We start from the raw sequence: 23,130 nt of genomic DNA, 5'->3' as shown, positions 1-23,130 counted from the left end.
CTTTTTATGAAATTTGAAAAGAAATCTTTGAAATTTTTAGAAAAATATCTAAACACATCATCGCCAACAGGTTACGAACATAAGGGACAGGAAGTATGGATGGATTACATCAGACCCTATGTAGATAAAATTGAAGTGGACCATTACGGAACATGCTACGGAATCATTAATCCTGAAGCCGAATTCAAAGTAGTGATTGAAGCCCATGCTGATGAAATTTCATGGTATGTTAATTATATTACGGATGACGGTCTGATCTACGTGATCAGAAACGGAGGATCGGATCAGACCATTGCTCCTTCGAAAGTAGTGCATATCCACGGAGAAAACGGAATTGTAAAGGGAGTATTCGGTTGGCCTGCAATCCATACCAGAACCAATCAGAATGAACCTACTCCTAAAATTGAAAATATCTTTATCGACTGTGGTGCCACTTCCAAAAAAGAAGTGGAGGATCTGGGAATTTTCGTGGGATGTATGATTACCTATCCTGATGAATTCTTTGAAATGAACGAAAGATACTTTGTCTGCAGGGCACTGGATAACAGAATCGGAGGTTTTATGATTGCTGAAGTGGCAAGACTTTTAAAAGAGAATAAAAAATCAATCCCTTTCGGGCTTTATATTACCAATTCCGTACAGGAAGAGGTGGGTCTGTATGGTGCTGATATGATTGCTGATACCATCAAGCCTAATATTGCAATCGTAACGGATGTTACCCATGATACAACAACCCCGATGATCGAGAAGAAAAAGGAAGGTGATCAGAAATGTGGCGCAGGACCTGTTGTATTCTTTGCTCCAAGTATTCATCATACCATCCGTGAACTGATCATTGACACGGCAAAAACGAAAAAGATCCCTTACCAGAGAGCAGCAGCAAGCAGAGCTACAGGAACTGACACCGATGCTTTCGCTCATTCCAATGGCGGTGTGCCAAGTGCTTTAATTTCCTTACCTTTGCGCTATATGCATACAACAGTGGAAATGGTATCTAAAGAAGATGTAGGGAATGTGATAAAACTGATCTACGAAACAATCCTGAAGATCAAGCCGGAAATGAAACTGAAGTATCATTAAAATGGAAAAGTTTTTTTATCATTTAATCCGGAAGCCGACCCTTATATCAGTTTTAACAGCTCTTTTTTTTCTTTATATAGCTTTTTTAACTGTTTATAAGCTGTTTGATCCCCCTAAAGCGGGTTCAGCATATAACATGATCCTTGAAATGTTATTTTTTGTCAGTTTCGTGCCGTTAGGATTATTGATAATTGACAGATTACTGGTGATTAAAGTTAATTATATCAAATTGACCATCATAGAAACAGTGATATTCGGAAGTATTTTCCTGTATCACATTCTGGTTGATAATCCATTTTAAAAGATTGAAATCTAAGTAAAAGTATAAAAAGTAAAAATGAAAACGAAGCTTATTGCTCCATCCCTTTTATCTGCAGACTTCGGGAATCTGCAAAGAGATATTGAAATGCTGAACAGATCTCAGGCCGACTGGTTCCATATTGATGTTATGGACGGAAGATTTGTACCGAACATTTCATTTGGTTTTCCTGTGATGAAGACGGTTCAGCAGCATGCCAAAAAATTTGTGGATGTTCACCTGATGATCGTTGAGCCTGAAAAATATGTTGATGAATTCATCAATCATGGGGCTGATCTTGTATCTGTACATTATGAAGCGTGCACCCATCTTCACAGAACCATTCACCACATCCAGAGCAAAGGAGCTAAGGCAGGTGTTGTTCTGAACCCTTCCACTCCTGTTCTTATGCTGGAAGATATCATTGCAGATGTAGATCTTGTATTGTTGATGAGTGTAAACCCTGGATTTGGCGGACAGAAATTCATCGAAAACACTTACAAGAAAATTGCTGAAACGAAAGATCTTATCTTAAGCAATAACTCTACAGCACTTATTGAAGTGGACGGAGGTGTAAATCTTGACAATGCTTCAAAACTTTTTGAAGCCGGAGCAGATGTTTTAGTGGCCGGAAATGCTGTATTTTCTGCAGAAAGCCCTGAAAGAACTATTGAGCTTTTAAAGATTTAAAACATTAAGATTAATATAGTATAAAAGGCAGCTCTCAGGAGCTGCCTTTTATATTGAAGAAATAGATAGGGTTATTAGTATTAGTCTACCTGTTGAAAATTAAAGCTCAGATCTCCACCATTATAATCCAGAGAAGTCATAGCCGGAAACGTCTGTGCAGTACCACTTCCCCATTTGTATTCCAGAATCTTAATATTTCCTGCAGTGATCGGATACACCGCATTGGTATTATCAGGTTTTGATCTTTTATACCAGTCGTTGGAGTTCATTGTAATCATATATTTTTTATCTTTTTCCAAAGCTAATTCTGATATTTCTTTGGTGATTAAGGTATTGGAAGCAGTAACATTCACCGTTTCTGTTCTCAATACGGTTTTAGCAGTATAATCCCATACGGTCACCCTCAGACTCGCATTCGTATCAGGAAGTTTTACGGTTATTGCCGTCATTTTTCCTTTTACATCGGGAGAAAAAGCAAGACCAAATTCATAATTCCCTGAATTGATAAAATTGGTTGTCACTGTAAAGCCAGCAGCTTCGTGGTATTTATTCAAAGGATTTTCCACGGCATACGTTACAGGCGTAATGATTTCATCATCATCTTTACTGCAGCTGGCTGCAGAAAACACAGCAGCAAGTAAAAGTATACAATAAAGCTTCTTTGAAAATAAAAGCCCGGTTGCCAAAAGTTCTTCTAAATGTTTCATTGGTTTTAATTTTAATTATTATTGAAACAAAGATCAAAATAAACCAATGGTGCATTCACAGGAAAAACACTGTTTCTTAAAGGTTATTCCCCTCTCATACCTATAAAAAAGACAGCCAGAAGGCTGTCTTTCTGTTTGAGTTTGAGTAGTCGTGGTTACTAATTTTTTTTCACAATTTTTAATGTATAAATTCGTGCTGCTATCTATACCAAATGTCCGAATAAAAAACATACCACACATCCGTAGAAATACTGAATTTACCACTAAGTATTTCTACCTGTATTTCATTCATTTTCAGACATCCTTATTCCAGATACAGGCGCAGACTGTCAGAATAATGCTGATGACTGAAAAAACAGTTCGTATATTATTCAGAAAATTCCATCTGCTTTCAAAATTATCACGCATCTGTTTGATGGCATCCGAGGTCGCTCCGGCAATATCAAACCGGTCCAGCATATCGTTCATCGGGACATTTCCAGCCACAGTAACCCCGAAAACACCTACAAGGTAAGCTGCTGATGCAAGCAAAAGGAAAATAAAAGCAGGTTGCCCACGAAAAAGAAAGGCAGATACCGGAAGAAGAATTGCTGTTCCCATAAAGCTTAAGAAAAAAACGGGATTAAGAATTTCCCGGTTGATGTGCTGCATCGCTTTCAGGTATTCTGCATCGGACAGTTTTCCGAGTCCCAGAACCACAGAGCACGAGTAAGCATAAAAAAGCCCTCCTATCAGAGCGGTAAGGACGGCAGTAATGATCAGAACTAAAGTTATCATTTTCATATAATTTGGTTTGTGATTATTAGTAAGATATTAATAAGGATTCCATTTTTTAATGATATTCTGAGCTGTCAGAATCATATCCGGATCCCAGTTTTCTGTTTTAAAATAATGGAATCTCTGTTCTTTGATCATTTCTGCTCCGGAACTGTCAAAAAGAAGTTTTGTCAACCTGGATTGTTCTTCATATAAAGCATCGTCTTCAACAGGACTATTTGAAAATCCCATTTCTTTTTGGCCCCATCTGATCTTCTTTCCGGTTTTAATTTCCGAATCGTCGATTATTCTTCTGGCCCTGGTAAAATCATCAAGGAAAGCTCTCTTTTCCTGATCCGTTTTTATCGTGTGCCCCAGTCTTTCAATAATTACATATTCAAGATTATTACATTGGGTAATCACAGCGGGTAAAACAGAAAAAATTTCTTCAGGAATAAGATCATCGTGGGTATCTCTGCGAATCATCTTTCTGGCATATACACTCTCCTGCCAGCTTCCCCCGGAAAGATGAATTTCCCTTACTTTATCCAACGGATATAAACGGATGATATCCTCCATTTCCACTTCAAAATTACAGGCCTGGCAATATATATTATGAAGATCAAGAATCAGGAAACCATTGATATCTGCTATGAGGTTATCAAGGAATACGCCTTGCTCTTTTACATCCTCTATGGAAAATGAAAAGGCCAGATTTTCTATACCCACAGGAAGCTGAACAGCATCCTGAAGCCTGTAAAGCCTGTCTTTTCCTATCAGCAGTGTTTTCGGATGCAGGGGTACCGGCAAAGGAACTCCCTGGTGGAAATTTTCGGTATTCATAAAACCGAAATGTTCCGTGATATGGTTGTATTTTCTTTTACGGACTTCTTCTTTTAATTTTTTCAGCCAGTTCTCCTGTCTTTCAGTCCATAAGGCATCAAACAGCGAATAGTAAACCCCATGACCGATCAACCGCTGATTTTCTGAATAAAAATTAAGCAGTTCATCCAACCACTCCGGTTCTTTTGCCTCATAAAAAGTGTCAAATGACCACTCCAGTACTTCTACAGAATTACTTTGCAGCAGAGGTAAAATAGCCGAAACAAAATCTGCCTCGGGCATCATTGATAATCCTAAGAGCGGCTTTTTCATCTTTTATCCCATTCCACAGGCCGGACAGCCATGTTCTCCAAGTACAAGTGTATCCTTTTTTACAATAGGTTTGGGTTTACCCGGCTTTGGCTTTTCTGCAGTATCTGCAGCCACAACTTTTTTAACCTTCTTTACCGGCTTCTTGGATTTTGCTGCAGGTTTCGTAGTCTGGGCAGACACTCCTACCGCCAGTAAACTCGCCATTAATAATGCTGGAATTTTCATAACTTCTTTTTAAGTGAAATTTGCAATAAACGTTCCATTTCTTTTCAGATCTAAAAATACAATAATTTATTCTTGAAGAATTTATTTATATTTAGCCTTAAAATTAAAAAATGAAAAACAGGCTGTTTCAAGCAGTTTTCCTTGGCTTAGCTTTATCAGTCGGCAGTAGTGCTATAAAAGCTCAATCTGTTGAAAATAACAAAAAAATGGAATGGTTCAAAAATGCCAAACTGGGTATTTTTATTCACTGGGGAATTTATTCTGTTAACGGAATTTCTGAATCATGGTCTTTCTACAACAATTATATCAATCATGAAAACTACATGAAGCAGCTGAACGGGTTTTCCGCTTCAAAATACCAGCCGGACCAATGGGTAAAGCTGATTAAAGAATCAGGAGCCCAATATGCAGTAATTACCACCAAACATCATGACGGAGTTTCATTATGGAATTCGAATGCAGAAAATGCAATTACCATCCCCCGCCATTCTTCAGCCCAAAAAGATGTTTTAAGCCCTTTCATCAGCAGCCTTAAGAATTCGGGGTTAAAGACAGGGCTTTATTTTTCCCTGCCTGACTGGAGTCATTCCTCTTATGATATTTACACCCGTGCGCAAAAGCGATATGATATCAACAATGATCCGAAACGATGGCAGAATTTTATCCGGTATTATCAAACCCAGCTTACAGAGCTTTCATCCCGGTATCATCCTGATCTCTTCTGGTTCGATGGAGATTGGGAACATACGTCTGAAGAATGGAAAGCCACACAGACTTTAGATCTTTTAAAAAAATACAATCCTGAAATCATTGTCAATTCAAGACTTGATAAGCATGGTGATTACGATACTCCGGAACAGGGGATTCCTGTAACAGCACCCCATACTCCGTTCTGGGAACTTTGCTATACCATGAATGATTCATGGGGATATCAGCCTCATGACTATAATTATAAAAGTTCCAATATGATCATCCGGACATTAACGGATGTGATGAGTATGGGAGGAAATCTCCTGCTTGATATTGGACCGCAGGCCGATGGAAACATTCCCGAAAAGCAGGTGGAAATCCTGAAAGATCTTGGACGATGGACCTCCAGATATAAAAAAGCCATCTATGAAACAGACCGTGGAATTCCTTTTGAAAACTATAAGGGAAAATCTACCGTATCAGCTTCAAAAAAATCGCTGTTTCTTTATCTTGAGGAGGTAAAAAACTTCGCTAAAATTCATGGATTGGCAACAAAGCCTGATGCCGTTAAAATTGTCGGAGATGATCAGTCACCGGTCAATATGGATTATCGGGACAGCACCCTGACATTGGATCTGTCAAAGGTAAAATTTGACAAAGACGTTACCGTTGCTGAGCTTATTTTTAACACACAACCTGTTTTCCTGAAAGATTTTAAGGAGAAAGAACGTCCGCTTGCAGAAATACTGGTGGACAAGAGTACCCAACTGGCAGCTTATGATTTAGCGAATACATTACATCATGGCAAGAATCTGCTGACTCAGTCAGGCCTTACTATTGACGGACTTCACATGAATATCGGCAAAACCTCCAAAACGAATCCTGAAACCTTTCACTGGATCAGCAAGCATGCAGAGGCTTTTTTTGAAACGGAAAAAGGATTGCCTGAAGGACATTATCCTGGAATGAGTGCCTTATCAAAGGACAAACAAACCCTTTATCTTTTTGTTGAAGGAAACCCCACAGGCCCCATTGCACTGAAAGGTATAAAAAATGAAATTGCAAGAATAAGAGTTGTGGGCGAAGGTACCTTACTTTCTCACCAAATTTACAATAAGCTTTACTGGAGCCCGAGACCAGGCAGTGTTTACATTGATTTTCCCAAAGAAAGACTTGACAAGAATATGACGGTCATTGCTGTTCTTCTTACCAGCCCGCTTGAACTCTACAGAGAAAAAGTAGGTGCTGTTGAAAATAATCTTTAAAATTCAGCCTTATTGATATAAAAACAAAATCCGGAGAATTATCTCCGGATCTTTTATTTTGTAAGATGATTTTCTTAGAAAATCTCTCTCCCTGAAAAATGGAACTGAGCTTCGATCAATGCATTCTCGTCAGAATCTGAACCGTGAACCGCATTTTCTCCGATGCTTCTTGCAAACATTTTTCTGATTGTACCTTCAGCTGCTTCAGCAGGGTTAGTAGAACCGATCAATGTTCTGAAATCCTCTACTGCGTTGTCTTTTTCTAAAACAGCAGCAACGATAGGACCTGAACTCATGAATTCTACCAATTCTCCATAAAATGGTCTTTCAGCATGTACTTCATAGAATTTTTTTGCATCAGCAACTGTAAGCTGAGTTAATTTTAAAGCTTTGATTTTAAAACCTCCTTCAGCAATCTTACCCAATATTGCACCGATATGTCCGTCTGCTACTGCATCAGGCTTAATCATAGTGAATGTAATGTTAGACATAAATGTATAATTTTTTTAATGCCGCAAAATTACAAAAAATATCTTTTATTTTTATTTTAATTTTTTTTTAACATAAAAATAACTTTTATTAAGAAATCATGAACCAAACTTTGGCACAGTAATTGTTTATTCTATTGCGATTCTCATGTTTAATTTGAGTTTTCATGGTTATTAGTTTTTACCCAGCTTCGGCTGGGTTTTTTATTTGCAAATAATCCATAGCTTTATTAACAATCCCGTAACATAAAAAACTTTATAAAACCGTATTGTTACGTTATTGCTTCTATTTCAATCAATGAAACAAACCGGAGTTCTTCCTTTTTTATGACATCCTTATTTTAAGAGCAGACATAAATTTGAAAAAAGTAGAGTTATTGTCAGAAAAAGTGAGTCAGAAAAGAAGACTTATTTAAAAATGTAAAAAATTTTTCATTAAAAAACAGAAAAAAATCATTTTTACAAGCTCTTAATTCCCAGATACCCGATCAGATATCATCCGGAAAATATATACAGGATAATAATGAAGAAAGTTCATTCCGGGTAGGTTTTATAAAATCAATTTTTTTATCAAAGGAATATCACAGTTGATCTATCTGGCACATATTTCACAGATCATTATGTACATTTTGTCCGAATGACATAAAGTCACATAATTTATATATGCTTATTTTTTTGAAATCTGTTAGGGAACAGATTGTCGTCCGGTTATTTCTGAGAGGCTTCTTCAGCTTCGTCCATAAGCTTGATATAAGTGGCATAACGGGAATGCTGAATTTCACCTGTTTCCAGAGAGGCTATTACCGCACATTTTGGCTCGTTGACATGCAGGCAGTTGTGGAATTTACATTCTTCCCTCTTTTTAAAAATTTCAGGAAAATAATGCTGTACTTCTTCTTTTTCAATGTCAATCATGGCAAATTCACGAACTCCGGGAGTATCGATCACGTTTCCTCCAAAGTCCCAGAAGTGCATCTGGGCAAAAGTTGTAGTATGCTTTCCTTTTAAATGGGTATCGGAAATTTCTGAAGTTTTAAGGTTTAATCCTGGCTGCAGTGCATTCACCAATGTGGACTTCCCACAACCGGAGTGTCCGAAAAATACGGAAGTTTTATCTTTAAGCAATTCCTGAAGCTGATCAAGATTCAACTTTGAGTATGAAGATATTTCCAGAGTGTCATATCCAATCTCCTGATACAGGAACTCGATGTCTTTTACAATTTCGATTTCTTCTTCGTGTAAAACATCAATTTTGTTAAACAGGATTAATGGGGTGATATTATAGGCTTCACAGCATGCCAGAAACCTGTCAAGGAATCCCAGTGAGGTTTCCGGGTGTTTTAAGGTAAAAATAAAACAGGCAAGATCAATATTGGAAGCAATAATATGAGCCTCTTTTGAAAGGTTGACCGATTTACGGATCAGGTAATTGGTGCGTGGTTCTATTTTAGTAATCCATGCGATATCATCCTGCTCCAGCTGGAACTCAACAAAATCACCTACAGCAAGCGGATTGGTAAGTCTGGTTTTAATTAATTTAAATTTCCCTCTGATTCTGGCCTCGAAAATCTTATTGGTTTCCAATTCCAAAACCTGATACCAACTGCCCGTAGATTTAATGATTTTTCCTTTCATAGATAATACTTGTGCAAATATAAGAAATTAGGGCTTAGGATTCGGAAATTAGGGCTAAACAAATATTTCAGCTTTTCTAAATCCCGATACCTAAGCCCTGATTGTACAGACTTCAGAAAACTTTCATTAAAGATTCGGAGGGAAATAAATTCCCAGCCTTTAACTCCTGTCTTCCATACTCTATTATCTGTTGATCATAATATTATTCTGAACTTCAATAGATTCTTCGTGAATCGCTTTGAAAACCTTTTCAATAAACTCCTGAGACATTCCTGTTTCTTTGGCTTTCTGGGTAGCGTATTCTGTAATCACTTTCCAACGTTCCGGCTGGAAGATGGCAATATCATTTTCTTTTTTAAGTTTCCCGATCTTTTCAGAGATCTTCATCCTTTGAGAAAGAAGTTCAATCAATTGGAAATCAAGATCAGAGATCAATGTTCTGTGCCTTCCCATTTCCCCTTCAAAACCTGCCAGATCTGTACTTCTTACTTTTAAATTCCCAATCATTTCAGCAAGTACTTCCGGAGTAATCTGCTGAGCAGCATCGCTCCATGCTTCATCAGGATTGGAATGTGTTTCAATAATAGCTCCCTGGTAACCTACGTTAAGAGCTTCCTGGGTGATATCTGCCAGTCCTATTCTGTTTCCGCAGATGTGGGATGGGTCGATCAGCATTGGGATATTCGGGAACTGGCTTTTGAAATCAAGGGCAATCTGCCAGTTTGGATTATTTCTGTATTTTGTTTTCTGGTATGTTGAAAATCCTCTGTGGATGACTCCCAGGTTTTTGATATCCTGTCCCAAAAGTCTTTCCAGCGCACCAATCCATAATGCAAGATCCGGGTTTACAGGGTTTTTAACGAATACCGGCTTATCAGTACCTCTTAACGCCATAGCAATTTCCTGTACTGTAAAAGGGTTTACTGTAGAACGTGCTCCAATCCAAAGAACATCTACATCAGCTTCCAGAGCAGCAAAAACGTGGTGAGCATTGGCAACTTCTGTTGCTGTTTTAAAGCCGTATTCTTCTTTTACTTTTTTTAGCCAGTTCAAACCGATCACTCCTACTCCCTCAAATCCGTTAGGTTTTGTACGGGGTTTCCAGATTCCTGCACGGAAAACCGATACCTGAGCATTGGATTCTTTAATTCTTCTGGCTGTTTCAAGCATCTGAGCTTCACTTTCCGCACTGCATGGACCTGCGATCATCAGGGGTTGTGTAAGCCCGTTGATCCACTCATTTTTCAAATCTTTTAAATTCATTATTCTAAATTTTATTGTTTTTAATATTTTTTAAGTTCACAGCAATAGCCCTTTGATTATAAAATTTAATTTATAATTCTTTTCAAAAAATGCCGTTAAAAAATTGTTTAAAGGAAATCAGGATAATAAAAGGGCTCTACTTCTCCTGTATTTTTTGGAAAGAAATTCAGTTAACAGTACCAGTAAAATCGGTAATACGTTCTGAAATTTCTATAATAAGAAGCAGAAAAGCTAAAATAACCGCTAAAAAAGTAATTAGCGGGTGCAAAAAAAGACTGATATGTGTTAGATAATTTTTCCATTTTATTCTGGAAATGTCTTTGTTTTAGCGTTTCTGATTATAATTTGATCCCGTTGAAAATGTATTTTTCTCAGAAATCTTTGACAAAGATATAAAAATTATGTCAAATCAAACTTCATTAAATCATCAAGATCTTTTAAAAGTGGATTTTTTTCAATAAACTTTTCGAAAATTTTTCTTTTGGTAACAACCTCAATCTTCAGATTTTCAACGTCTCTCTCGTATTCTATCTCAATACTGTGGTTCTGAACTTTTGTTCTGAAATGATTGAAAAATTCTCCGCTTATTTTGTCAAATTCCACTTTTGCAGAGTCGGAAGGGAATAAAACCCTGATCTTATGTTCGTCTGCTTTTACCAGTTTGAAGGTTTTTACCGCATTGAAAACAAAATTGTTTTTTACCTGCAGCTGTTTGAGCATGATTTTCCATTCCATCTGCAGATCTGTATCTGTAAAATGGTTCTGGGGCAGGTTTTCGGCTTTCACAGCGATATTTTCTGCTGTTTCTACCTTTTCTTCCTTCGTCAGAAAAGAATTGATGCTGAAACCGGAAGAAATTCCCGGTCTTGATAATGGCTTGTTTGTTTTCGTTACTGAAGTTTCCTGCACTTTTTCAAGGGCAGCAGGCTGTTCTGCCTTAACCTCTTCTTTTTTCTCCTGAACTTTTTCAGGCATTTTCAGTTCCTGCTTCTCACTGAGAAACGGAGCCAGTATCAGGAACTTTTTTTTTTAGTATCACCTGAATTAGCTGTCAGGGAAGCCAGCTGCATCAGTGCAATTTCAACCGTAAGTCTTGGATTTTTTGAGTTTTTATAATTAATGTCTGCATGGTTGCAGATCTCAATACCATCGATCAGCTGTTGGGCGGCCCATTTCTGCCCCTGCTCCACAAATCTGGATTTGGTCTTCTCCCCCACTTCGATCAGATCAATGGTAGAGGTATTCTGTGCCATCATCAGATCTCTGAAATGATTTCCCAATCCGGCAATGAATATATGAGGATCAAATCCTTTCTTGACAATATCATTAAAAGCGGAAAGCACTTCAGGAATTTTATTTTCCTTGGCAAGGTCCACAATATTCAGATATTGGTCATAATCCAGAATATTCAGAACTTCGGCAGCTTTTGCCAGGGTGATATTTTTTTGGGAAAATGTAGAAAGCCTGTCGAAAATGGAAAGTGCATCTCTTAATGCCCCGTCTGCCTTTTGGGCGATCAGGTACAATGCATCATCTTCGTACTGGATGTTTTCTTTCTGGGCAATATTTCTAAGATGTGCCTGGATGTCTTCAATGACGATTCTTTTAAAATCGTAGATCTGGCATCGGGATAAAATCGTAGGAATGATTTTATGCTTTTCCGTAGTTGCCAGAATGAAGATGGCATGAGCCGGCGGTTCCTCAAGCGTCTTAAGGAATGCATTGAAAGCGGCAGAAGACAACATATGCACCTCGTCTATGATATATACCTTGTATTTACCAACCTGAGGGGCAAAGCGTACCTGGTCTATCAGTTCCCTGATATCATCTACAGAGTTATTGGATGCAGCATCCAGCTCATAGATATTGTAAGCAAAGCCGTCTTCTGAAACCGAGCCATCTTTTTCATTGATCTTTCTTGCCAGGATTCTGGCACAAGTAGTTTTACCCACACCACGAGGTCCGCAAAAAAGCAATGCCTGAGCTAACTGGCTTTCTTCAATTGCATGTTCTAAAGTATCCGTAATATGGGATTGTCCTACAACCGTATCAAACTCCTGAGGACGATATTTTCTTGCAGATACTATAAAATTTTCCATTGGCCAAAAATAAGAAATATAGTTTTAATTTGAAAATTAAAAGTTTTCAAATTGTCAACAAAAAACTTATTTCTGCTCAAATTGGAAAACTTTTAATTTTTATTTCTTTTTACTGTATGCAAAATCGATCAGCTCTACGATAGCGCCTTCAATCTCTTTTCTTCCGTCTTCTGTTTTCAGATCAATCCCACAGAACTTATTGGCATTGTATCCCGTGTAAAGATTCAGGTAATAGGCTCCGGAAACGATCAGTGCCATAATTGCCCTGTGTCTCTTAGCCACATCGCCCCCGAAATAAGGATCTGAAATATTCCCGAATAATACTTCACCTACTTCTTCACGTTGTTCTACCAGTTTCTTAAGGATAGGTTTACTTTCTGAAAGCTCCCAAAGGATGATCTTCTGAAGTTCTTTGTTTTTCTTCAGGTTCTCAAACTGATTCAGGACTACCATTTTGGTAAGCTCGTGTCCACCGTCAGAGAAATCCATATCTACATCCTGATTAACCTGGCTCCAGTAATCCTGAGATTTGATGTATTCGTCGATCAGCTTATCTGTACTTCCAAAATACTCATAGATCAGTTTTTTATCGAAGCCTGCTACCGCTGCGATCTTACTTACTTTTAATCCTGAGTATCCTTTTACTCTTAAAATTTTACCAACTGCAGCAAGCAGTTTCTGTTTGGTTTTTTCTTTGTCCCTAATGGGGCCCTGCACTACTTTTCTAGGCATAATTTATTATTTTTTTGCAATATGCAATTTTTTATTAATATCTTCAAACGCGTTCAGTGTTTTGTCAAGATGTTCCTTTTCATGTCTTGCCGTTACACTCATTCTGATACGCGCATCTTTTCTTGGTACTGCCGGATAGAGAATAGGATTCGTATAAATTCCTTTTTCTATTAGTAATTTTCCGGCTTCTCCCGTTACAAACGGATCTCCGATTTTTACCGGAACGATGGCTGAGCGGGTAATTCCTGTATCTAATCCCAGGTCGTCAAGTCCTTTTTTGAAATAATTGATATTATCCCAGAGCTTTTGTCTCCAGATAGGTTCTTCATCAATAAGATCAATAGCTTTAACGATTCCTGCGGATGATGGGGGTGCTGTTGCAGAGAAGATCTGCTGACGGGACTGGAATTTGATGAAAGAAGCCAGTTTGTTATTGGCAATTACGTATCCTCCAAGGTTTCCGAATGTTTTGCTGAATGTTCCGGTGATGATATCTACTTTATCCAGCAATCCTGCTTCTTCCAGTGTACCTCTTCCTGTTTCTCCAAGGATTCCAACGCCATGTACGTCGTCTACCATCAGAAAGGCATTGTACTTTTTCACAAGGTCATAGATCTCATTAATACGTGAAGTATCCCCATCCTGGGAATAAACTCCATCTACAATAACGAGTTTCGTACGGTACAGATTTTCAGATACCTTCAAAATGTGTTCCAAAGATTCCAAATTATTGTGCGGAAATGTTTTTTTATTTGTAAAAGCACATCCTTCGTGCACACTGGCATGTACCGCCATATCTAAAATGGCCAGGTCTTCTTTCAGCATTAAGCATTGTAAAGTAGCACTATTGGCTGTATAGCCAGTGGTAAATACAACGGCCTCATCCTCATTACGGTTAAAGAAACTTGTTATTTTTTTCTCTAGTGCATTATGATAATCAAAGTAGCCGCCGATAAGAGGTGTAGCTCCCGTACCTGTTCCATATTTCTCTATTCCCTCAATTGCGGCCTGTTTTACTTTCGGGTGCTGGGTAAATCCAAGGTAATCACTTGATACAAAGCTAACGAACTCCCTGTTCTGATCCGCAATATTTACGTTCAATACGGCATTGGTCCCTGAAGTGTTCTTCAGTCTGTAATTCATATGCCCGTTAGACTTTACAAAGTCTAAATATTCATAAAATATTTCAGCCCTTTGAGCCATATCATTGTCTGGTATATTCTCAAAGTCTTTAATGGTTGCTGTTGTGAAATTGATGCTCATCCTTAATCTTGTTTGTTGTGGTTCGAAGAAACAAATATATGACTATTTAAAGGGCTTTGATACGCATAAAAGATTAAATATTATTAAAGGCACAATAATTTTATTCTTTTACCCTGTAAACCAAACTCCTTCATTTTATATCTGCAACTCCAGCCGTTTTTTTTATATAAATCAGTTTTTTATTATCTAAATTTAACAAAAAAAGTAAAATAATAAAGCTATATAACTAAATTAATAATAAAAAAACATCATTATTCTTTACAACCCTCTCATTTATAAAAGATTATTTTTTTTACACTGTCTTTGTTTTATTGATGAAAACTATTCATTCCTGCAAAATCAGGAGAAGATTAAGTCTCCTATCCGAGAAGACAGATGCACAAATCACCCTGTTAGCGGGAGTATCAGGAATATTTTACAGAAAAAAATCAAGCTTTGGAGGAAATTCTGAACTGACCGGGAGTGAGTCCTGTCATTTTTTTAAAAAACTTGGAAAAATTGGATGGATCATAAGTGAAAATACGAGCGATTTCTGCTACTGAATGATCGGAAATAACAAGCATTTTTTTGGCTTCTTCAATAATTTTTTCATCATAAAAATAACAGGGATGCTGCCCCGTTTCTTTTTTAATGGTATCGGTAAGATGCTTATGGGAAACGGCAAGCTCTCCTGCGATCTCATTCAGTTCCAAAAATTCGGGAACGGTACCGGCAATAACCTCCTGAATGTGTTTTTCCAAAAAGGCAAAATAGCGGCGGGTAATTTCTTCACTTCTTTTCATCTTGTCTGTTCTTGCAATCAATTTAAACATATAAATTTAATCATAAGAAATAAAACTTCATGGTGAACTTTTCGGATATTTACGCCTATGTTCAGCGAAAGTCTTTAAAGACAGTATACAAAATATAAAAAGATCCCTTTGAAGAGATCTTGATGAGATAACCGTTTGTGTTTTCAGAATCATTTAATGTAAAAACCAATTGTAATGGCCATGAAAACTATTTTGCAAAAGTAGGAATACCTTTTTTCCAAGTCAAAAAATACTGTGTAGAATTTTCACAAAGCCTTTGTAAAATTTTTACTACAAAAACATCAATACATATAAAATATTTAATCAAAACCCAGAATACACCTTTTTTGTATTTTCTGAAGATCATTCCTAAAAATTAAAATATTAAAAACCAATGTAATATATTATAAATCATTACGTTTAATCTATAAATAACAAATACCAACCTGTTCTTAAAAAATACTGAAAAGAAAACTTCCTGTTATCAGAACAGCTATATTCTGTAGAATAAATTTTCACAACCTGTAGAAATATTTCTACAAAAAGCATCCCGTAATTCTGCCTATCCATTACCAATAAAGACAAAACTCATATGAAAACCGTTTGGAACATATCTGTTTATGTCTATAATTTCATTACTTTTACAACTTTAAAAAATAAAACACAGAAGACCACGAAAACTTAATGATAAAAATTTATTCTCAATCGTTCCCACCTACTAAAAAAACTTGGACTTGTACAAAAACTATTATTAACCGTTTTTTGCCCTGATGCAGAAAGCATAGATCAGTTTTGCACATATGAGAGTTTGGGCATTGTTTTTTGCTTGCTTATATATAAATTTCTACGGACAGCGCTATACTTCTACATGGTATAATATAGACAACGGACTTCCGCAAAGCAGCGCCAAGGCCATTGTCAAGGATAAGTACGGCTTTATCTGGATCTCTACAGAAAACGGAATAGTACGGTATGACGGAAGTTCATTCATCACGTTCAATAATTTCAGGGTCAATAATCTTCATTTCGGAGAATTTATCGGAGATCCGCTGCAAGACAGCATTACGGTTCACAATAATTTTCAGCAAAATAAGATCATTATCAAGAACAGATTTCCAAGGCTGACCAGGCTTTACAGCAATGATAAAGCTGCTTTTTCTGAAAACAACAGCTCTCTGCAACGGATCGCCAACAATATCATCAATTCCAGTTTTTATAATGATGTTCAGTATTATATCCGGCTAAAGAACTCAGCCTATCTTTTTAAGGAGAAGAATGCCATCACCTACAGGGATGCAAAAGGGAAAGAAACCAAAATAGCACTTCCCTTCTCCAACAGGGACCTGAACAATATCTTTGTATTCAATGAGGTTCTTTTCATCAATGATATGAAAGCACGGAAGACCTATTCTATAGACCGGGGAAAGCTTTCTGTATCTTCAAAGCCTACCCTGTTTAATGATCCTGAGACCAAAATCTACTGGCAGCAAGTCACTAAACAGACGTTCATCATCAACCGCAGCAATATTTATATTGTGAAATGTAACAGAACGGATCTGGCTTTAAAGTTTCTTGTAAAATATGATGAAATAGGCAGCCATTCCTACTGTTCCATGTATTATGGCAAAGATTTTAACAAGCTTTACCTGGGCACCCTGAACAACGGGCTTAATGTGCTCAAACTTTCGGATTTCCGTGTAGCAAAAAAGGAAACACCCTTTTCCAACAATATTTATTATGCTTCTCTGCCACTCAGTAAGAATACAATCATTACGGAAGATGGGACTGTATTTGACAAAAATGGTGTTGTCAAACGGTATCCGTTTGGAAATAACGACAGCAATCTCATGATGTATGACCGGTCCGGAAATATCCTGATCAGAAAAAGAGGCAGTATCATCAGGTTTGATAAAAATTCGGGGTACAAAAAGAAGGATTCTGTTTTTATGAAGCAGGGATTTGAAGCGTTTTTCCGAAGCGGGGACCTTTATGCTTCTACAATTTCAGATGCTTCCGGCTATCAGCTGAGACTTTCCAGAAAAGATATATTCTCGCAGCCGGATTTTACCTTTCATTTTAAAAATCCTGTGAATACTTTTATTCAATATAATAAAAATGAAATCCTGGCGGGCTGTAGTGATGGTCTTTACTCTGTACATCCTGAGAGCCATACCATCAAACCCATCCAGAGAAATATCCATATCAAAAACATTATAAGAACAAAGGATAACCTGATCTGGGTGACTACCGATAAAGATGGTTTTTATCTTTTCCGGAATCAGAAACTGATCAAGATGCCGAATGACAGGAACAATTACCTTCAGTCTGCCCATTACATCCTTGAAGACCGCAGGGGATCTTACTGGATATCTTCCAATAACGGATTGTTTAAGGTTCCTAAAAAGCAATTGCTGCAGTATGCATCAGACGGTAAAACGCCTGTTTATTATTACCGTTTTACCAAGCGGGACGGTTTTCTGACCAATGAATTCAACGGAATTTCTCAACCTAATGCCTACGCACTGGAGAACGGAGAATTTGTATTTCCTTCCATGGACGGGTTTGTATTTTTCAATCCGGACAGTATCAAAACTTTTTATCCCGATAAAAACAGATTCTATATTGAAAGAATAAAGACCGGAAATTCTGAGACCCGGTATTTTCATAAGAGCCTTGATTTAAAGAACGATTATAAAACAGCAGATATCTTTATCGATATCCCATATTATTCCAACCTGGAAAATCTTTATTTAGAAGCCAAAATATCCGGTAAAGAAAATACAGACTGGGAACCGATCGCCATAGGTAAGGAATTGAAATACAGCATCAGCAATCTCGCCCCCGGAGAATATACGCTCAGCGTAAGAATGCTTATTTCTCCGGACGGGAAGCAAGAAGCAAAAACAATCCGTTTTAAGATCCAGCCATTTTTTTATCAGACGCTGTTGTTCCGGGTATCGCTTTCCATCGTTATTCTGATCATTATTATTGTGATTGTTCAGCTGACGACCAATTTTTTACGGATCAAAAATAAAGTACTTAAGCAGATTGTCCATAATAAAAATTCAGAGCTTAAAGAGACTTCCCTTACCCTTGAAGGGGTAAAAAGTGATCTGCGGAAAGAAACAGAATATCAGAAAAAACTGGTAGAAACCATCAGTCATGATATTACTACACCGATCAGATTCATTGCCATGCTTTCTCAAAAGCTTCACGAGTCTGATGATGTGGAGCTTCAGAAAAAGTATTTTGACAGTATTTACAAATCCTCTGAGCAGCTTTACCAGTTTACCCTGAATCTGAAGGAATATACGGAACTTTATAAAGCCGAAAATATTTTTGAAGAGCAGGAATATCCTGTTCATAAAATCCTGGATACCAAGAAAAGATTATTTCATGAAATTGCAAAAGAGAAAGGTACTTCCATTACCAATATCACGGAACATACCGTTTATTCGAGGGTGAATGAGAGTATTCTTACCGCTATCATTCACAACCTTCTGGATAATGCAGTCAAAAATACCTTTGATGGGGAAATTACCCTGAATATTGTAGAAAACAACCAAAAATCCACGATAACGATTGCTGATACGGGAGCAGGTATGTCTGCAGATCAGATCAGTATCTATATGAACCTCTTCAGAAATCCCAAACTGGAAACTCCCAGCTTTAAAGGGAAAGGACTGGGGCTTCATATGGTGATTCATCTGGTCAAAAAGATAAATGCTGAAATCAGTTTCAGACAGAACCATCCCAGGGGAACTGTTGTGGAAATTATACTCACTAAAAACTAGTTTATATGAAAGAAAGAATTTTAATCGCTGATGATCATTATGTAGTAAGAGCAGGAACGGCACTGGTACTGGAAACGGCCTTTCCCGGTCTTGAAATAGATTTTGCGGAAAACTATGAACAGGTCAAAAAAAAGCTGACAACCCAGCAATACGGCCTTCTTATTCTGGATATTGACATGCCCGGTACCCAATACAAAAAAATGATTACCGAACTGAAAGGGATAAGGAAAGATATAAAAATTCTTGTTTTTTCAGGATATGATAAAGATGTAGCTATACAGTACATCAGAGAAGGTGCCGAAGGTTATCTGAACAAACAGAGCAGTGAAGAAGAGATCAGGACTGCTGTAAAAACCGTAATTGAAAAAGGCTATTTTTATCCGGCCGAGCTGATCGGGCTTATTATTCAGAACAAAAGGGATAACCCTGCAGAAAAACTTTCGACCCGTGAATACGAAATTTTTAAGCTTCTGGCTGACGGAAACGGCAATCTCGAAATCGCCAACAAACTTAATATCCAGATGTCTACGGTAAGTACTTATAAGAAAAGGATCTTCCAGAAACTGGATGTCAGTAATATTGCTGAGCTGATCAAAGTATATGATATGATGCATTAAAAAAGGGGCCGGAATCCTTATTATATTCCAGCCCCGAAAAAATATAAATCTCATTAAAAAGCAGATAATCTGCTGATTTGTTGATTTTTATACATCATTGTATTTTTAGAATCATCAGACGGTTTATTAGTACAATCTTTGTACAGAAAGAAACAGTTCTCTTGTATTATCAGAAGTATTAGAATCTGTAGTTGTAGCATCACTGCTTCCTGTTGTAGATTTATTATCTACGCGAAATGCATAATACACCCTGTACCATCTTGGTTCTGGTTCCTGTACTGTAATATCGAATGTTACAGTTTCGTTATGGGTTTGAGTAAGATAAACACCATCATCAAACTGCCGGTAAGCTCCTGGTGATAATTTAATATTTCCATTATCAGAATCACCGGTATGAGTAGACATTTCTGAAACCCAGATTTTTACATCTGATGTCCCTACATTATAAAGTCTTGGATTAAAAGTCGTAGCGGCTCCTGTACCTGCTGAACTGCTGTTAAATTGAGCGTCAAGTCTCAGGAAACCACCTAAAACCGGAAGATCGGTAAGATAAGTACTGGCTAATGTATTGGCTCCGGAAGTGCCTGCAGGAATACTTCCATGATAATAAATTAAATCTCCAATGGTAATATCATCATCCTGTCCTCCAAACGCAAATTTCCAGGTGGTCCCATTAAACATATAATAACCGGCTTTATCTACTTTTGCAGTTTTTGCAGACGGTACCGTAACAGGCTGAGTCACATAAACCAATGCTCCGGTTTGTGCAGCCAGATAGACATTATCTTTAGCTCTCAGCTGATCCCCGGTTAACCTTGGAGCCATTACTCCGTCGGGAGCTGTTGCAGCATCGGGTTTACCTTCTACCTGCAAAGTTACTTTAGGAGAATTTGTATTAATACCAACCTGGGAATAGATAGACAGTGAAAAACACATCATAATGCCGGAAATAGTGAATTTTATTTTCTTCATTTTAGTATATTTGTTTAAAAATTATTGATTTATTAAAAAGGAATAAACCGTGCAGGCCAACTGACATATCATCAATCAGCCTTTAAGGAGCTAGCCGGTGCAAAGTTATCCGCATAGATCAATCAATTTTATGAATAATCAATGAAAAACCGGAAACGGCTCAATAAAACACAATACACTAGAAATCAAAAATTTAAACCAGTTATTTTCTGAAAACTGACTGCATAAATTATATTGAATGATATAAAAAATTATCTCCTGCCACAAATGACCGCCACAAAAGACATACAAATTGAACAGTACCAAAGACAGCTGATCTATTATTATAACATTCTGATGTCTGTTATTCTTGCTGTCTTTGCATTGATATTTACCTTTATCATTCCGGATCGGATAATGGCCTGGTATCTTTACGGAGGACTTTTTTTGCTGGTATATACTTACCTTATTATACGTAAGACTTACTCTGTAAATGTGATGGTTCATTCCTATATTATTATTGCCACACTTTATAATTTTTATATCATGCTGGTGTTCTGGAATAATTCCATAGCAAGTTTTGTCTGGCTTATCCCTATTCCGCTGGCAGCCTATGTTTTCTTTTCAAGGAAATATGTTTTCATTTACAGTCTCTTTGTTGTACTGAATATTGCAGCAGGATATCTTATATCGAAAAATTTCAGCTTTAACTTCCCTGTGCACAGCCAGGATGACGTAAGAATTACAGATACAATCCTCATGGTTTCCAATGTCGCAGTTATATCACTCCTGCTCTATTTTAAGGATAAAATTAAACGGGTTGAAATTTACCACGAAATTGAAAGCAAGGCTCATGCTCCGGAAACTCAATCCGCTCCGGTGCCGGAAAAAAATCCTTTTGCAGATGAGCTGTTTGAAAAAATCGAATCTGTAATGCAGGAAAAACAACTGTATAAAGATGTAAATTTCAATATTTCAAAGCTTTCTACAGTAATGCATATCAACAGCAGCTATATATCAAAATCAATACGGGCAAAGGGGTACCCTAATTTCAACAATTATCTGAATAGGCACAGGATTGAATGTGTAAAAAGACTTCTTCAGGAAAACGATATAGAAAGGGTTACTCTGATGTACATTTACACCGAGGCAGGCTTCTCCAACCAATCTACTTTCAACAGGGTATTCAAACAGATGGAAAACATTACTCCATCTGAATATATCAGCAATTTGCAGGTACAATGATTTGTTTCACCAATAAAAGTCATTGAGACAATAATTTTTAAGTCAGGAAAAAAATCAGGAAATTTACGGGACTTAATTTTCTGTTTAACCCCCTGCATTGTAATTGCAAACAATAATGAATTCACCTGAAAAAGCAGACCAGGGAAGCCAGCGTTTCCGGTATATAAAACTTTGTATCTTTTTTTCCGGACTTTCGGTATTTGCGCAGCTTTATCTTTTTCAGCCGCTGCTTCCTATGGCTGCGGAACATTTTAAGGTATCAGTTGGCAATACTTCACTTCTTGTATCTTCTTCTACGATTGGCATGGCCCTGGGACTTCTGTTTTTTGCCTTTAAAGCTGACAGCTATTCCAGGAAAGGGCTGATGGTATTTTCTCTGATCTCATCTGCTTTACTGACCATTATATCAACATGGATTCCCAGCCTCAGTCTTCTGATTGTCATTGGGCTCCTCAAAGGTTTTGTTGTTTCAGGAGTTTCAGCAGTAGCCCTCGCCTATCTTACAGAAGAAGTAAGTGTTTTAGCTGTTCCTATGGCAATCAGCATGTACCTCAGCGGTAATACGATCGGCGGGATGAGCGGAAGAATATTTGCAACCCTTCTTGCAGGAGAATTCGGTTGGCGTCATGCTATTCTGATCATAGGAATAGAAAGTTTAATCCTTGGAATCGTATTCTGGAGATTATTTCCCAAATCTCAATTTTTCAATCCTCAGAAGACAGATTATCATCTGAAGGTAAAGCAGATGAAATTTTTCCTTACGAATCCCTATATGCTTCGGTTGTATTTCACTGCAGCATTGCTGATGGGAGTTTTTGTAAGTGTCTACAATTATCTGACCTTCAGACTAGAGGCTGCTCCCTTCTCTTTAAGCCATTTCATCATTGCGTTTATTTTTTTAATGTATATCTTCGGTGTTTTCGGGACTATGATCACAGGCCGGCTTTCCAAAAGATTCCGAATGAATGATATCCTGAAAGTATCTGTACTTTCCATGCTTTTGGGATGCCTGTTGCTGCTTTCAGAGAATATATTCATCCTTATTTCCGGTCTTGGGCTTTTTACCCTCTCGTTTTTTGCCGCGCATACTATGGCCAGCCAGATGACGGCCCTTTACGCCAAACGGGGAAAATCCTCAGCAACCTCTATCTACTGGCTGTTTTATTATTTTGGTTCAAGTATTTTGGGAAGCGGCACCGGCTATCTTCTCCATGCCTACTCATGGAATGTTTTCATTGGTATTCTTATGATTGCCATTACCACTGCTCTTTTGCTGGCTACAGCCAATTCTGCCCAAAGAGGCCAGAAGACTAGTACCACATAGATACCACATTTATTTTCATGGAATAATCCTCATAAAGGCTGTGGTGCGGTTGTTTTAACACT

Annotated in this window: 20 protein-coding genes; 7 read left to right on the top strand and 13 right to left on the bottom strand. The window is 37.5% G+C overall.

Translation table 11 applies throughout. From position 1 onward, the window contains the following. Nucleotides 1-6 precede the first annotated feature (6 nt). On the top strand, nt 7-1,080 hold the full coding sequence (gene chrP / locus BBI00_RS03915; RefSeq protein ID WP_065397541.1) for a chryseobasin maturation metalloprotease ChrP: 1,074 nt from the start codon (nt 7-9) through the stop codon (nt 1,078-1,080). 337 nt (nt 1,081-1,417) lie between these two features. Beyond that, nucleotides 1,418-2,068, top strand: a complete 651-nt coding sequence (gene rpe, locus BBI00_RS03905) for a ribulose-phosphate 3-epimerase (protein ID WP_065397539.1) — start codon at nt 1,418-1,420, stop codon at nt 2,066-2,068. Between the two features lie 80 nt (nt 2,069-2,148). On the opposite strand, the gene BBI00_RS03900 is transcribed toward rpe, so the two are convergent. From BBI00_RS03900 to chrA, 4 genes are all read right to left on the bottom strand, one after another. Then, entirely contained in the window at nt 2,149-2,775 is a 627-nt protein-coding gene (locus BBI00_RS03900) for a DUF4082 domain-containing protein (RefSeq protein ID WP_065397538.1), read from the bottom strand. Between the two features lie 294 nt (nt 2,776-3,069). Next, on the bottom strand, nt 3,070-3,558 hold the full coding sequence (chrI, locus tag BBI00_RS03895; RefSeq protein ID WP_065397537.1) for a chryseobasin maturation helper ChrI: 489 nt from the start codon (nt 3,556-3,558) through the stop codon (nt 3,070-3,072). Nucleotides 3,559-3,588: 30 nt separating this feature from the next. Beyond that, the gene (gene chrH, locus BBI00_RS03890) at nt 3,589-4,686 is read right to left on the bottom strand and encodes an MNIO family chryseobactin maturase (protein ID WP_065397536.1); all 1,098 of its coding nucleotides are present in this window, start codon (nt 4,684-4,686) and stop codon (nt 3,589-3,591) included. A 3-nt stretch (nt 4,687-4,689) separates the two neighbouring features. Then, nucleotides 4,690-4,911: an MNIO class RiPP chryseobasin precursor ChrA gene (chrA, locus tag BBI00_RS03885; RefSeq protein WP_065397535.1), complete on the bottom strand. Its 222-nt coding sequence runs from the start codon at nt 4,909-4,911 to the stop codon at nt 4,690-4,692. 206 nt (nt 4,912-5,117) lie between these two features. Between chrA and BBI00_RS03880 the strand changes: the two genes are divergently transcribed. Beyond that, nucleotides 5,118-6,866: an alpha-L-fucosidase gene (locus BBI00_RS03880; protein ID WP_262487231.1), complete on the top strand. Its 1,749-nt coding sequence runs from the start codon at nt 5,118-5,120 to the stop codon at nt 6,864-6,866. A gap of 74 nt (nt 6,867-6,940) precedes the next feature. On the opposite strand, the gene BBI00_RS03875 is transcribed toward BBI00_RS03880, so the two are convergent. The 8 genes from BBI00_RS03875 to BBI00_RS03840 all read right to left on the bottom strand — a co-directional run bounded on the left by BBI00_RS03875 (nt 6,941) and on the right by BBI00_RS03840 (nt 15,158). After that, a complete protein-coding gene (locus BBI00_RS03875) occupies nt 6,941-7,357 on the bottom strand; it encodes a nucleoside-diphosphate kinase (RefSeq protein WP_034722935.1) in 417 nt (138 codons plus the stop codon). 705 nt (nt 7,358-8,062) lie between these two features. Next, nucleotides 8,063-8,989: a ribosome small subunit-dependent GTPase A gene (gene rsgA / locus BBI00_RS03870; RefSeq protein ID WP_065397533.1), complete on the bottom strand. Its 927-nt coding sequence runs from the start codon at nt 8,987-8,989 to the stop codon at nt 8,063-8,065. 183 nt (nt 8,990-9,172) lie between these two features. Continuing rightward, nucleotides 9,173-10,252, bottom strand: coding sequence for a chorismate mutase (locus BBI00_RS03865; RefSeq protein ID WP_065397532.1), 1,080 nt, complete (start codon nt 10,250-10,252; stop codon nt 9,173-9,175). A gap of 399 nt (nt 10,253-10,651) precedes the next feature. Continuing rightward, a complete protein-coding gene (locus BBI00_RS23520; RefSeq protein WP_228394709.1) occupies nt 10,652-11,227 on the bottom strand; it encodes a hypothetical protein in 576 nt (191 codons plus the stop codon). A 38-nt stretch (nt 11,228-11,265) separates the two neighbouring features. After that, on the bottom strand, nt 11,266-12,351 hold the full coding sequence (gene dnaX, locus BBI00_RS03855; RefSeq protein WP_065397531.1) for a DNA polymerase III subunit gamma/tau: 1,086 nt from the start codon (nt 12,349-12,351) through the stop codon (nt 11,266-11,268). 99 nt (nt 12,352-12,450) lie between these two features. Further along, complete coding sequence (locus BBI00_RS03850) at nt 12,451-13,083, bottom strand: TetR/AcrR family transcriptional regulator (RefSeq protein WP_065397530.1); 633 nt, start codon at nt 13,081-13,083, stop codon at nt 12,451-12,453. A gap of 6 nt (nt 13,084-13,089) precedes the next feature. Continuing rightward, the gene (locus BBI00_RS03845) at nt 13,090-14,346 is read right to left on the bottom strand and encodes an aminotransferase class I/II-fold pyridoxal phosphate-dependent enzyme (protein ID WP_065397529.1); all 1,257 of its coding nucleotides are present in this window, start codon (nt 14,344-14,346) and stop codon (nt 13,090-13,092) included. A gap of 428 nt (nt 14,347-14,774) precedes the next feature. After that, a complete protein-coding gene (locus tag BBI00_RS03840) occupies nt 14,775-15,158 on the bottom strand; it encodes a helix-turn-helix domain-containing protein (RefSeq protein ID WP_065397528.1) in 384 nt (127 codons plus the stop codon). Between the two features lie 779 nt (nt 15,159-15,937). Between BBI00_RS03840 and BBI00_RS03835 the strand changes: the two genes are divergently transcribed. Next, entirely contained in the window at nt 15,938-18,931 is a 2,994-nt protein-coding gene (locus tag BBI00_RS03835) for a sensor histidine kinase (protein ID WP_065397527.1), read from the top strand. A 5-nt stretch (nt 18,932-18,936) separates the two neighbouring features. After that, nucleotides 18,937-19,548, top strand: coding sequence for a response regulator transcription factor (locus tag BBI00_RS03830; protein ID WP_065397526.1), 612 nt, complete (start codon nt 18,937-18,939; stop codon nt 19,546-19,548). A 126-nt stretch (nt 19,549-19,674) separates the two neighbouring features. Here the strand turns inward: BBI00_RS03830 and BBI00_RS03825 are convergent, their stop codons facing one another. Beyond that, a complete protein-coding gene (locus BBI00_RS03825; RefSeq protein WP_065397525.1) occupies nt 19,675-20,520 on the bottom strand; it encodes a hypothetical protein in 846 nt (281 codons plus the stop codon). Nucleotides 20,521-20,787: 267 nt separating this feature from the next. Between BBI00_RS03825 and BBI00_RS03820 the strand changes: the two genes are divergently transcribed. Together BBI00_RS03820 and BBI00_RS03815 are read left to right on the top strand one after the other, a co-directional pair. Beyond that, a complete protein-coding gene (locus tag BBI00_RS03820) occupies nt 20,788-21,744 on the top strand; it encodes a helix-turn-helix domain-containing protein (protein ID WP_065397524.1) in 957 nt (318 codons plus the stop codon). A gap of 115 nt (nt 21,745-21,859) precedes the next feature. Continuing rightward, nucleotides 21,860-23,068, top strand: coding sequence for an MFS transporter (locus BBI00_RS03815; protein WP_065397523.1), 1,209 nt, complete (start codon nt 21,860-21,862; stop codon nt 23,066-23,068). Nucleotides 23,069-23,130 lie beyond the last annotated feature (62 nt).

This window comes from Chryseobacterium arthrosphaerae (assembly GCF_001684965.1).
Taxonomy (GTDB): Bacteria; Bacteroidota; Bacteroidia; order Flavobacteriales; family Weeksellaceae; genus Chryseobacterium; species Chryseobacterium arthrosphaerae.
The sequence above is the reverse complement of the archived record's forward strand: the minus strand, read 5'-3'. Positions and strand labels throughout refer to the sequence as shown.